The sequence below is a fragment of the Amycolatopsis coloradensis genome, from assembly GCF_037997115.1.
Lineage (GTDB): Bacteria > Actinomycetota > Actinomycetes > Mycobacteriales > Pseudonocardiaceae > Amycolatopsis > Amycolatopsis coloradensis_A.
In genome coordinates, this window is the sequence record NZ_CP150484.1 from 1,893,901 (window position 1) to 1,906,507 (window position 12,607).

General features: G+C 64.6%; 11 protein-coding genes. 6 read left to right on the top strand and 5 right to left on the bottom strand.

Annotation, left to right across the window (positions count from 1 at the left end; all coding sequences use genetic code 11):
• Positions 1–49: 49 nt before the first annotated feature.
• On the top strand, positions 50–802 hold the full coding sequence (locus LCL61_RS08795) for a phage Gp37/Gp68 family protein (RefSeq protein ID WP_340686372.1): 753 nt from the start codon (positions 50–52) through the stop codon (positions 800–802).
• Here the strand turns inward: LCL61_RS08795 and LCL61_RS08800 are convergent.
• Positions 789–1,895, bottom strand: a complete 1,107-nt coding sequence (locus LCL61_RS08800) for a three-Cys-motif partner protein TcmP (protein ID WP_340686373.1) — start codon at positions 1,893–1,895, stop codon at positions 789–791. The two genes, LCL61_RS08795 and LCL61_RS08800, sit on opposite strands and share 14 nt — an antisense overlap.
• Before the next feature lie 198 nt (positions 1,896–2,093).
• Between LCL61_RS08800 and LCL61_RS08805 the strand changes: the two genes are divergently transcribed.
• The gene (locus tag LCL61_RS08805) at positions 2,094–2,435 is read left to right on the top strand and encodes a hypothetical protein (protein ID WP_340686374.1); all 342 of its coding nucleotides are present in this window, start codon (positions 2,094–2,096) and stop codon (positions 2,433–2,435) included.
• Between the two features lie 430 nt (positions 2,436–2,865).
• Here the strand turns inward: LCL61_RS08805 and LCL61_RS08810 are convergent, their stop codons facing one another.
• On the bottom strand, positions 2,866–3,234 hold the full coding sequence (locus LCL61_RS08810) for a hypothetical protein (RefSeq protein ID WP_340686375.1): 369 nt from the start codon (positions 3,232–3,234) through the stop codon (positions 2,866–2,868).
• A gap of 831 nt (positions 3,235–4,065) precedes the next feature.
• Between LCL61_RS08810 and LCL61_RS08815 the strand changes: the two genes are divergently transcribed.
• The 3 genes from LCL61_RS08815 to LCL61_RS08825 all read left to right on the top strand — a co-directional run bounded on the left by LCL61_RS08815 (position 4,066) and on the right by LCL61_RS08825 (position 5,584).
• Positions 4,066–4,278, top strand: coding sequence for a hypothetical protein (locus LCL61_RS08815; protein ID WP_340686376.1), 213 nt, complete (start codon positions 4,066–4,068; stop codon positions 4,276–4,278).
• Between the two features lie 44 nt (positions 4,279–4,322).
• Complete coding sequence (locus LCL61_RS08820; protein WP_340686377.1) at positions 4,323–4,622, top strand: hypothetical protein; 300 nt, start codon at positions 4,323–4,325, stop codon at positions 4,620–4,622.
• A 770-nt stretch (positions 4,623–5,392) separates the two neighbouring features.
• Complete coding sequence (locus LCL61_RS08825) at positions 5,393–5,584, top strand: hypothetical protein (RefSeq protein ID WP_340686378.1); 192 nt, start codon at positions 5,393–5,395, stop codon at positions 5,582–5,584.
• A gap of 569 nt (positions 5,585–6,153) precedes the next feature.
• Here the strand turns inward: LCL61_RS08825 and LCL61_RS08830 are convergent.
• Together LCL61_RS08830 and LCL61_RS08835 are read right to left on the bottom strand one after the other, a co-directional pair.
• The gene (locus LCL61_RS08830; RefSeq protein ID WP_340686379.1) at positions 6,154–9,480 is read right to left on the bottom strand and encodes a tetratricopeptide repeat protein; all 3,327 of its coding nucleotides are present in this window, start codon (positions 9,478–9,480) and stop codon (positions 6,154–6,156) included.
• 31 nt (positions 9,481–9,511) lie between these two features.
• On the bottom strand, positions 9,512–9,841 hold the full coding sequence (locus tag LCL61_RS08835) for a trypco2 family protein (RefSeq protein WP_340686380.1): 330 nt from the start codon (positions 9,839–9,841) through the stop codon (positions 9,512–9,514).
• 832 nt (positions 9,842–10,673) lie between these two features.
• Between LCL61_RS08835 and LCL61_RS08840 the strand changes: the two genes are divergently transcribed.
• Positions 10,674–11,672, top strand: coding sequence for a ferritin-like domain-containing protein (locus LCL61_RS08840; RefSeq protein ID WP_340686381.1), 999 nt, complete (start codon positions 10,674–10,676; stop codon positions 11,670–11,672).
• 73 nt (positions 11,673–11,745) lie between these two features.
• Here the strand turns inward: LCL61_RS08840 and LCL61_RS08845 are convergent, their stop codons facing one another.
• Entirely contained in the window at positions 11,746–12,237 is a 492-nt protein-coding gene (locus LCL61_RS08845) for an ATP-binding protein (RefSeq protein WP_340686382.1), read from the bottom strand.
• Between the last annotated feature and the right edge of the window lie 370 nt (positions 12,238–12,607).

Here is a 12,607-nt window from a genome sequence, read left to right on the forward strand (position 1 = left end):
CCGGGACGGAACTGGAGTTCCGCCGACGAATGTGGAGGAGGGCAAGGCGATGAGTGATGGTTCGTCGATCGAGTGGACCGAGGCGACCTGGAACCCGACGACCGGGTGTGACCGGGTGTCGGCAGGGTGCGATCACTGCTACGCGTTGACGCTGGCGAAGCGGCTCAAAGCGATGGGGTCGGCGAAATATCAAACCGACGGCGACCCGAGAACGAGCGGCCCGGGGTTCGGGGTGGCGACACACGCCGCGGCGCTCGGGGAGCCGTTCCGGTGGCGGCAGCCCCGGCTGGTCTTCGTGAATTCGATGAGCGACCTGTTCCACGCGAAGGTGCCGGTGGAGTTCATCCGGCGGGTGTTCGCGGTCATGGAGGCGACCCCGCAGCACACGTACCAGGTGCTGACGAAAAGGTCCCGCCGGATCCGGCGCCTCGCGTCCTCGTTGGATTGGCCGGCGAACCTGTGGCTCGGGGTATCGGTCGAGGACGAGCGCGTGGCCTATCGGGTCGATGACCTGCGCGAGGTGCCCGCCGCGGTGCGGTTCCTATCCTGCGAGCCACTGCTCGGCCCGCTGTCTCAGCTGGACCTTGCTGGGATCGGGTGGGTCATTGTCGGCGGAGAGTCTGGCCCGCACGCACGCCCGATGGCACCGGAGTGGGCCATCGAGGTCCGAGATCAGTGCCAGCAGGCTCACGTCCCGTTCTTCTTCAAGCAGTGGGGTGGCCGTACCCCGAAGGCCGGCGGCCGTGACCTCGAAGGCCGGACGTGGGACGAGATGCCATCTCGCGTGGTCACCGCAGCCTGACGACCGACTTTCGGTTGATCTGCCCGGATGGTTCGACGTGCACCACGCCTTCGGCTGCGAGGGTTCGTAGCGCCTCTGGCGCGTGTTTGCCGAGCCACCGGGCAGTTTCCCGTTCCAGCCAGTCACGCAGTGTCTCTACACTGACTGGTCCGCTCGCGAGTCTCTGTGCGAGCAGTTCCCGTAGCTCCGGGTCGACGCCTCCGCCGCTACCGAAGAGATCCATCTGCCCGGCGATCTCGGCCCCGCGGGTACGGGGGTCGCGGAAGCTCATGCCACCTTCGCCGTCCACCTTCCACATGGCGTCCTTCATAACCTGGACACCCTTGACGTGTTTGGTGCCGTGGACCAGGTACAGCGGCTGGCCAGTGCGGGGCACGACCTCGAACTTCAGCTGATACTCGAATCCGGCCCGCTGGAGAGCGTCGCGGTAGGTCGCGAGCCACTCCCGCCATCGCTCGTCGGGGGTGCTGTCCCGGTCGGCTTTCTGCCAGAACTCACGACCGCCGAACACGGCGTCGAGCTGGTCGGTGTCCAGGTCTTCCCGGCGGCTGAACCAGTTCGGCCCGAACGTCACGATCGCTTCACTGGCCCGATTGCCCGCGATCTTGCTCAGTAACGGGAGCGGCACATTCACGTTGCCCCAGCTATCGAAGATCGCAAGAACCGGGTTCCCCCAGGCGCCGAGCCGGTCAAGCGCCCGTGTGGTCTCAGTGGCGGCCTCGCCGTGCACGACCTCGACCCGCACCGGCAGAGCCGCCAGGTCACCGAACTTCTCGCCGAGCTCGGCGACCAAGTGCTCGTATCGATCGCGACGCTTCTCGATGAACACCAGCTGCACACGGGAACGACGCAGCCCCATCCGGTCCCGCGCGGCGTGCTTCAGCAGCCTATCGAGCACGAACACCGGTGAGCCCTCTTCGCCGTCGCGGTACCGGCCGGGGCCGGCGAACGCATCGACGTAGGTCACCTTCGGCCAGCTATACCCCTGGCTGTTCGGCTGGAGCAACACAGGCCACCAACCGTCGAGGTAACGCTTGTACAGCCGATGTTTCGCCTCAGTGGCAGGCTCCAGCGGCCACAGTGTGTCGTCCATGGCTCCCCTCCGCGAACGGCTCCCGTAACTGACCACATTACCTACGGTGTGCGCCAGGTAACAGAGAACAGGTGTTCGCGCGGCAGCCCGAGGCTCCGGCAGGCCGACAGAGCAGAAGGCCCCGCCACGTCAGCGCGGTCCTTCTGCTTTCGAGATGTGGTGTTGCGAGACCTCGGCTCCGACTGCCGGACACGGGACATGAGCCAGCCGCTATGGGCTCAGACCGCGACCAACGGAACCGGTCTCCTCACGCCACCGGTCGCGGTCGCGCCGGGTTCAGTGATCGCCGCGCACCGCCACAACGGCGACGGCCAGCACCTGACACGGCCGATGGACACCCTGACCTCCACCTACGAAGAGGCGATGCTGCTCGTGGTCGCGAACTTCCAGGGCTCACTGCTTAGCGCGCCCTACTCGCTGCCGACGCAAGCGGGGCTCGGAGACGTCGGCATGGTGTTGGCCGGGGTCGTGCCGTTCCGGCAGAATACGATCCCGACCATGCACGCCGAGGCGATGCCCACGGTCACGTCTGACCACTGAAACGCGAAATCGTTCGCGCCATGGGCTAGCACGGCTACGGTCGTGAACGAGGGGGCTCTGGTAGGCGCCAAGGCGTCGTTGGCGACTCGATGTGGGATCAAGAGGCTTGTCGCACTGGTGATCACGACCGCGTGTCGAATACGCTGCGTGCTTATCGACCACCTTCAGTGGTAACGACACAGGTTTATTAGGAGATCTGGGTGGGTGCGCCGCGGGGCTGCCGAGGAACGGGACGATTCACTTTTGGCGGAGTTGCGGCCGTCTGCGGTTGTCACAGGTGGTAATGAATTGGGTAGCCCGGGTGGGAGGTCACCGGGCGACACCCATTTCATGTGAGCCGGAGGCTGCGTTGGCTCCTTGGCTCGGCGCAGTTGAGTGGTCTCCTACCAGACAGCCGCGGCCCCGACAGCGGCTCGTCCAGGAAGAGTTTCTAGTCCTTGTGCAGTTTCTTGTACATGTAGAGGACACCGGCCATGACGAGCATGACGCCGATGCCGCCCACGATGATCAGCCATTCAGGTGCCGTCGCGATCGCGAGGATGATCGCGACCGTGATGCCCGGGATGGCCGCGCCGGCCAGGATCGGAATGGTGAGGCCTAAGTGGCGGCCGAACTTGCCGTCGTCCTGGGCCTCAGCGTATGCGCGTGCGTACGCGTTCATGCCGTCGACGTTCTTGCGGAAGCCCGCTTCGGCGCCGATCCGAAGCGGGATCCGTTCTCCCTCGTGCGGGACAGCGTGCTGTCCGCGGTCGGTAGGGAGCTGATTCAGCTCCGTCTTGCGCACAACCTCGTCTGCCATCGGCGTATCGCCGCCTTCCCTCCGGGTGGTGATGGGTCGCTGACCGGGGCTTTGCTCGGTCGCCGGATGAACCTGATGCAGAGCGGGGGGCCAACCCGCAGGCCTACCGCTGCCAGACGATACCACTCACGTGTTCGATGTACTCGCAACGCCTGAACGAGTGATGGCGATCGTCTGCATCTCACGCATATCAATGCAACTTGCAGGCTATGGGAGCTTCCGCATCCCTCTCCCCTCAGGCCCCCTCGACGTCCGCCGCCTGCCCTGCGGTGCCCGCAACGAAGGGCAACTTGGACAACTCGATCGTGCCACGCATACGTGACTTCTTCGCCACCGGGATGGGTTGCGTGTCGCGAGACCCGCGCAGATCACGAATGTCAACGTTGTCTTTTCTGTTAGCACTTCTTACCTGCGTAAACATGGTCGAACAAAGAAGCTCCACAGTGGACAGTCGCGCGACACCAATATTACTCATGAGTACGCAAGAAATTGATCAAGGCGAATCCGAATACGGATGATTAGTACTCAGAGTGTCGACTTGTGACTGTGCGTCACTGGAACGAGTGACCGGCGCGCGTCGCACGTCAGGTGTAATGCCCTTGCTCTACGTGACCGGAGAGGGGTACTTGGTTGCGTTTCGTGGCGCGGGGCTACCCTAGTCCCCCGTAGGCAAGTCATGCATGTCATATGCAGCACTTATCTGCATTTCGGGTTGACAACCTGGTAGTTACAGACGCAAGATGTCGGTACGGCTTGCGGCGAAGCAAATCTCGCAAGATCGAGCTGGGCGCCTGTCGCTGCAGTGCTTGGATAACAGAATAGCAACATTGGATGGCTGTGACTGAGGTGGACTATGTATGCCAGAAATCGGGGGAGATGATTCTGGTTGCCCAGTTGCGGTTTTTTGCCGTGTCGCCACTGCGGGCGCAGTCGGTGTTTATCGCTCCGTCGGGTTGCAGTCATCGCGGCACCCTCTCGCTGGCCAGCGATGTGCCGATTATTATCAGATGCGACGTTTCCGCCGCCGATTTTATGGGAAATTGAATAATAGATAATAATAGTGAAGGGGAATTATGATGGCTGGTGGGATGGTTGATGAAGAAGTTGGAAACGAGAAGCTGGCCTCGAAGACTGGCCCAGGCAAGCAGCCGCCTGAAGGCAAGGGTGGTGGCGGTGGTGGCCTTGAGCGTGTCACTGTCAATCTAGGGCCACGAGCTTCTCGTGCGCTGGAGAAGGCTGTTGGGTTAACGGGAGACTCGAAAACAGATACGATCAACCGAGCACTCCAGGTGTATGCATACCTCGAAGAGGTTTGGGCAAACGGTGGTCAAGTATTGATTCGTAATCGACCAGATAATGATGAGGTTACAGTTTTAAAGTTCTTTTAGTGAACTAGGTGATATCGAACGGATTTTGCTTCAGCAATCGGTGACACTCCGATCGGGGCCTGCGGGGGTCAAGTATTACGGTCACTGTTGGTACGGGAAGACGACAGTTGTCGCGAGGGGTATTCGGACGTTGGTCAGTTGTGACCAGGTGACTCCCGGCCCGTGGTTGCGGATGGGTCTCGGGCTACACGCCAGAGTTCCGATCGGCCACCATCGTTTCTACTGCTGAGCAAAATGCGGGCATGTCTTCGAGAGGGGATGTGCATGCCCGCCCGCTACGTAAACGCGGTCTCGGTAAGCCGACCTACTGTTGTGGTGCACGAGAGCGCGCTGCCTCAACACGGTGCCCAGACCTATCACTGGGCCTGTTGCCGCCCGCAGGCGGCCCGCTCCGTCGCCCCGCATTCCGCCCTTGGCGGTCGTGTAGTTCAGCCGGCCGGAACCGAGTGGTCGCTGACGAGCTGCCGGAGGTCGTCCACGTTCTTGACGCGGTCTTCGGCCGGCTGGAGAACCTCGGAATGATCACTGGGCAGGGCGAGGGTGGCCTGATGCGGGGTTAAGCACGGCCAGTACGTGTACCGCTACCCCTCTACCTCGTGCCGCAAGCGAGTCGTCGAGCCCGGCGTGCTGCCGCGTCCACGGTCATCGACTGGACTCTGGACCAAGACGTGCCGCCGCGAAACGGCACTGGCGGTCCCGCCGTTCGTGTCCCTGATGCGTGGAGGCGGACCGAAAACGCCGCCTACCCGGTCGCCGGACCGCCGCCGACCGTGTCCGCACAGGGCAACCACCACGGGCTCGTCAGCCCGAGCGCCGAGGCCGCCGTGATGCTGCTGGCCTACTATTCGAACGGTGCCGCACTTCCGGTCGAGGAACCGGTCGGCGCGATCAGCACCCGCGACCGCTTCGCCGTCATCGGCCCGCGTCACACGCCACCTCTCAGCGGGTTCCTCGCCGTCTGATCAGCGACTTTCGGTGTCCCGGGGCCGCACGGCGTCCGAGATGACCCACTGCTGGTGACGAGTGCCACCTTGGTCGAGATCGCCGAGCGTGAAGATCACCCACCCGACCCAGTGCCCGGTCGTGGTCGCCCGCCACATGCTGAGAATCCCGCGGACCGTCGCCGAGAGATCAAGACCGTCCGATACGAACGGCTCAACCTCACCAACCTGGTAGACCTTGCTCAAGTCCACCCAGACGGGACGACTCGGCCGCAGCATCCGCAGGTATTGAGGCCCAGGTGACGTCGTGTCACCCGTATCGAGCCACTCAGTCGACCATCTCGTCGCCGGTCAAGTACCGCGCCGCCGTAATGCTGTGTTGTTTGGTCATACTCGACCAGTCGTATCGTCGGCCAAAGTGCTACGCAAGTTGATCAATGGGCACCACGATGGGTGCGAACACGAGTCAGGAGTATCCAGACAAGCCGCCCCAGGCGCGCCCCAGGTCACGTCAACCAGCGGCAAACACCCCAGATGTTGCAGACCATTACTTTTGCAAGGCGAGGTTGGCATGTTTCGTGCCTGTCGCGTTAGCGTTGTGTGGCTCGGGGTGCTGCTGCTTCTTTGTCTTCTGCGGCAGGGAGGATGGGTAGTTCGTTGGCTAGCCAGGCCTGAACACGGAGCGACTGATCAAGTTTCTTGAGATGCACGTTCGGTCGTTGTTCGGCCAGCTGGCGGTAGGTGCTGACGGCTTCGGTGATGGCTTCGAGCGCTTCTTCCCGTCGCCCCAAGACACCCAGTTGGATTGCGAGATTGTTCAAGCTCGCGGCGAGGTCGTGCAGGAAGGTGTCGGGTCGTTGTTCGGCCAGCTGGCGGTAGGTGATGACGGCTTCGGTGATGGCCTCGAGCCCAGCTTCTTGTCGCCCCACTTCGCCCAGACGGCCTGCAAGGGTGTTCAGGCCTGCGGCGAGTTCGTGCCGGAAGGCGTTGGGTCGTTGTTCGGCCAGCTGGCGGTAGGTGATGACGGCCTCGGTGGAGGCTTCGAGCGCTTCCTCCCGTCGCCCCAGGTCACCAAGGCGGAGCGCGAGGTTGTGAAGGCTTGCGGCGAGGTTGGGCAGGAAGGCGTTGGGTCGTTGTTCGGCCAGCTGGCGTCGGATCTCGATGGCTTCAGTGATGGCTTCGAGCCCAGCTTCATGTCGTCCCAGGGCACCCAGGCGGGTCGCGTGGTTGTGAAGGCTTGCGGCGAGGTCGTGCAGGAAGGTGTCGGGTCGTTGTTCGGCCAGCTGGCGGTTGGCGGTGACGGCTTCGGTGATGGCTTCGAGCGCTTCTTCCCGTCGCTCCAGTTCGCCCAGGATGTTCGCGTGGTTGTGAAGGCTTGCGGCGAGGTCGGGCAGGAAGGTGTCGGGTTGTTGTTCGGCCAGCTGGCGGTTGGCGGTGACGGCTTCGGTGATGGCTTCGAGCGCTTCCTCCCACTGCCCCACTTCGGCCAGACGACCTGCGAGATTGTTCAGGCTTGCGGCGAGGTTGGGCAGGAAGGTGTCGGGTCGTTGTTCGGCCAGCTGGTGGTAGGTGATGACGGCTTCAGTGATGGCTTCGAGCGCTTCCTCCCGTCGCCCCAGGTCACCCAGGCGGATCGCGAGGTTGTGAAGGCTTGCGGCGAGGTCGGGCAGGAAGGCGTTGGGTCGTTGTTCGGCCAGCTGGCGTCGGATCTCGATGGCTTCAGTGATGGCTTCGAGCCCAGCTTCATGTCGTCCCAGGGCACCCAGGCGGACCGCGAAGTTGTGAAGGCTTTTGGCAAGACGGGCACCATCCAGGCCTGGATTCTTCGCAATGGCCTGTCGCTGACGGTCAACCAACACTTCGCCGATCGTCGCCGCAGCGTCAGCGTGAATTTGACTCTGTGTTGGGAACGCATTGTCCATGCGCTCCAGCAGCGAGGTGTCCACCCTGTTGGTTGTAGCGATCTGGTCGATCGCCCGCAGTAGCGGCAGCGGTACCTCCACCTGTGTTGCGACGTCGATCGCCGCCACGGCCAGGGTGTCTGCCTGCTCGACACACCACCGCGTCACCCGGTCGCCGACACGAGCGCCGAACACAGCGTGTGCTGCCGCTCGAGTGCACACCGTCAACAGTCGCCCGACTTCCTCACCGTCGACCTGTGCCGCCAGGCGTTCCACGACGCACGTACGTCCAGTCTCCAGGATTGAGCGGCCGACCAGCCGCTCAGCCACCCGGTCCGGTACTAGCCCTTCGAATGCACCGTCGTCATCGGCGGGATACACGCTCAACAGCCACGCGCCGGCTGCGTCCTGCCGATCCACCGGCTGATCGGCCAGCCCCGGCACTCGCGCCACCAAGGCGCCGACATCGTCGACGGTTCTCGGTCCGAGTACCGTGGCGACGATCACAAGATCGGTCAACGTCGCCAACGCCAGCCCCGGTAGTAATCCTTGGGCGGCCGCGGTGGATTTCCAATAGCCCCGTTCATGAGTCAGTACCCGGTCCTCAGGGCCCGGTGAAGCTGGCGCAACTTGCCGATCAGTCAGGCCTGAGACCATTGCGTCGAGCAGGTCCGCCAAGGCGGTCATCTGGACTGCCAGTACTGTCGAGGCGACAACATCCGGTTCATGCAGCGCGGCCGCGATCTTAGCCCACGGCTGGTCGGACATGCCCGGCACCGCGCTCAGCGCCGTCGCGAACGCGGACGCCGCTGCCCGGTAGGTCAGGGTGCGTGCGTCCGGGGTCGCATCCAGCAGCGGGAGCGATTGCTGCCGGGCCAGCTCTGCGATATCGCGGACGGTGTCGCCGCCGGTCGCGGCCACTTCGTCCCACCACGCACCCGCGGTCCGGGCCAACAACAGCACCTTTACCGCCACGGTCGAGCCCACCTGGGCTAGTGCGACGAACAGGGCGGTGAGCTGCTCAGCGCGGTTCTCCGCGTAGTCCACCACGACCAGCGTCGCCGACGACAGCGCCGCCAGCACGCCGATACTCGCGGCATCCGCCGTGGGGTTCAGCCAGACCGTCGCCCAAGCCTGGTCCTCGTCCTGCAGTTGGCCAGCGAACTCGTGCGCTAGCCGGGTCTTACCCTGACCTCCCGGGCCGTGCAGTAACCAGACGCCAACGCCCGGCTCCGCCGCCCACGCACGCAACTTACCCAGAATCTCGTCCCGGCCGCGAAACGGCACCACCGCGCGGTGCGCGGACAGCAACGCAGCTGGCGAACGGGCCGGTTCCCACGACGAAACGTGGCTTCGGGTATCGGACAGGGGCTGAAGCTCGATGGCCTTACACCGCAGCGCATGTCCGCCGGCGTGCTCGACCAACCTGGTCACGAACGTCTCGTCGTGGAGCAGGACGTAGGTCGGCACCGCCTCCAACGCCGCGTGTTGCCGGTTAGCGGGGTCGACCGCAATGACTCCGGCGAGCAGGTCGCCGCAGAACACCGCCGCGCCGGACATCCCTGCCCACGGCGAGTCGCCCTCTGGCGGGAACTGGTCGAGCTCGATCAGGTATCGGTCGGCGACGATCCGGCTGCCCGGGTTGAGGGAGCCGGTGACCTGGCCGGTATCAATTGGCTGGCCGTCACGTTGAACGACCTGTGGCCTACCCCAGGCATGGCAGACGGCCCCGGGCTGATAGGTGACGGTACGTCCCCACACGACCGGTGTGTCGGCCAGCGGTGTCCACGTCGGGTCGTCGATGAACACCAGCGCGGCGTCGTCACGTCCTGCCGGGGTTCCGCACCAAATCGGGCGCGCGGTGACGGTGCCGGACACGCCGGGCCGGAACACCGTCACCGACGCCTCCATAGTGGTGACGACGTGTGCTGAGGTCAGCACTAGCCGTGGGGCGATCACGTAGCCCGAGCCTTGGCCTCCAGGGCCGGTGACGGCCACAACGCGCTCCCGCTCCACCGACCAATTCCTCCCCTTGAGCTGGCGCCAGTCAGCGGCCGATGTGCCCAGTTGTGTCCCCAGGACCGTCCTCGCGGGCGGCTTTGTTCGACACGATCATGTCGTCGCCGCCCGGTTTGCGCGGGTTTAGCGTCACGGTGACCTTGTGCTTGGTCGTGTGAGAGGCGCCGGCCTCGGCGTCGGCGGACACCACCCATGCCTTGAACCCGGCCTTGGCCTTAGCGTCCTTGCGCAACTCCACGGCGAACTCCAGCTCGATAGGCCCCACTGCGAACTCGACCTCGGTGACCGTGGCGCGATGGGCAGCGTCCAGCAGTTCGTCCCGCAGGGCCGCGACGGCGTCCCCCAATTCGATGTTCATGACCATAGTGTCGTCCCACCGGTTCAGCGCGCTACACCGACACCGACACCGACACCGGCGTCGCCTGAGCTAGCGTGGACCGCGCCAACGCTCACCGACTGACGCGGACACCCGCGTTAATCTGGTCCACATTCCGGTCCACGAACTGCTGCTCAGCTATGCCGATCACGCCCAGTTTGCCACCTCTGAGGCACAGCAACGCCCACGTCGCCGACTATCCGCAGGTCGGCGCTGGAACTTGTAAACAGAAGGTCAGGGGTTCGAGCCCCCTTGGCGGCTCAAGATCAATATCTTGACTGACCTGTGGATTTGGCGGGTCATGCGAGTGTAATTCGCAGGTGATTTCGCGTCATTGTGCTCCGTTTTCCCTGCTGTGCCGATTTCTGGTCGGTGGCGAGCGGTGGTCGCCGGGCCGGTCCGGCGTAGCCGCATGTGGGCCGGTAGTGGCCAGTTCGTGCTTTCGTCGTGGTCGCCGACCACGTCCGCTACACGGCCGGCGCGTTGTCCATGCCGACTCTCGGCCCTCGCCTTCAAGCGCCAACGCGATATTCTCCAGTGCTCCGCGCAGCACCGGGCCTCGACGGGCTTGGCGGTGCTCGTCGGCTGTGCCGTGTTCGTGTCGCGTGCGCCGGATGGTGCCGGGCCCACTTCTTCCAGCACCGCACTTTCGTGGATTCCAGGTCGATGTGGTGAGGGTGCCAAGCCGCGCCGCCCGCGAGCACGAAAGCAGAGTGTCCGCGAAGGTCAACCCCGCCTCTTCGGGTCCGCCCGAAGTTGTGGGGCACGCCCGTTGTCGTGCGCAGCCAGGACACGGGCGGGAAGGAGATCGCACGTGTTCGGCAAACGCTATGCCGTATCGATGATCAACCGCAGTGCGGAGAACCCGCAGGACAGGCGTCGATTCCTGCGTGCTGCCGGGATGACGGGTCTTGGGGTCGTCGGCGCGGGAGCCCTCGGTGGCTTGGCCGGTCCGGCGTCCGCTGCCACCCCGCGGCAGGCCGAGGGGGAAGCGGCGGCCGAGGGGGTCAGCGACGGTGCCGTGCTCAACTTCGCCCTCAACCTGGAGTACCTGGAAGCCGAGTTCTATCTCCACGCCGTCACCGGCAAGGGGCTCGCCGATTCACTGACCACCGGCACCGGGACGCGTGGTGGGGTCACCGGGGGTCGCGCGGTGCGGTTCAAAACGAAGGCCGCCCGCCAGTACGCCCAGGAGATCGCCTCCGACGAGAAGGCGCACGTGGAGTTCTTGCGCACCGCGCTCGGCTCGGCCGCGGTGAGCCGTCCGGCGATCGATCTGCAGTCCAGCTTCACCGCGGCGGCTCAGGCGGCCGGGCTGGTCAGAAAAGGGCAGAGCTTCGACGCTTTCGCCTGCGAGGAGAACTTCCTCCTCGCCGCCTACCTGTTCGAGGACGTCGGTGTCACCGCCTACAAGGGGGCGGCACCGTTGATCAGCAACAAGACCTACCTCGAGGCCGCCGCCGGCATTCTCGCCGTCGAGGCTTATCACGCCGCCAACATCCGTACCGCGCTCTACCAGCACAGCGGCGGAATTCTCGGCCTCGGCCTGCTGGGACGTGACCTCCGGGAAGCCAGCGTCAAACTCTCCGACGCCCGCGACAGTCTCGACGGCACGACAGACCTCGACCAGGGCGTCGTCGACGGGAATGGCCGCGCGAACATCGTTCCCACCGACGGCAACGGCATCGCTTTCAGCCGGTCGCCGGGCCAGGTGCTCAACATCGTCTACCTGACTCCCAAAGCGGCGACGTCGGGCGGGTTCTTCCCCAAGGGTGTCAACGGCGACGTGAACACCAGCGCCGCCAACGGCTGACCCCGTGGCAGGGCCGGGCGGGTGTCTCCGCTCGGCCCTGCCAACGACTTCGGTGAAAGCGTCGGCCGGTGTTTCACCGTTCGAAGTACATCCGCGCCGGAACCAGCGCCCACACCACTTTCCCGGATTCTTCGGGCCGTACTCCCCATTCGAGCGACAGGTGGGTGACAAGACGAAGCCCGTGATGGCCGGGACCGAATCGCTCGTCCGCTTTCGCCTTCATCCGCTCCACGTCGGGGTCGTCATCGGTCACTTCCACCAGGAGACCGCGGGACGTCCGGGTGATGCCGAGGACGCCGGGAGTGATGGTGTGCCGGTAGGCGTTGGACACCAGTTCGTCGACCACCAGCACGACCGCGCCAAGCGGTTCGTGCTCACCACGCCCGAAACCCAGGCAATTCACCACCGTCGCATGGACGCGACGTAGTTCAGGGCGGTTCGACAGCCCGAGCCTGACCTCCGCAGCCCAGGAGACCCGCTGGGTCAGCCGTTCGACCTCGAGATCGACGTCCACCGGGAACGGCGGATCGGTTCCGTCGTCGGCTGGATCCAGCTGCCCGCTCATTTCGGCTGCCCTTCGATAGACGTCAAAGGGTTTTCGGGACAGCGAAGCTTGCGGGCGGTGCTGGACCGCGATGTCACTCGTTTGCCCGGCAAGTAACGGAACCCGGTGCTCATCGGTTCCACTCCGCGATCGTCGCCCGTGGTTCGGGCATCGCCGCCACCGAGACGAAGCCGGAGGACCACCGTCGCCCGGCAGCCCCAGCGCCAGGACGCGCCAGCCGATGGCGAGTCCGCAGAGGCTGGTGGCGAGCAGGCTGACGACCTTCATGGTCAGGTGGGAGGTGGTCCTGCCGACCATGATCGCGACACGCGACATCCGTCTGCTTCGATGAAGCCGAGTAGCAACGCCTCGGTTTCTTCCAGCACAGGAC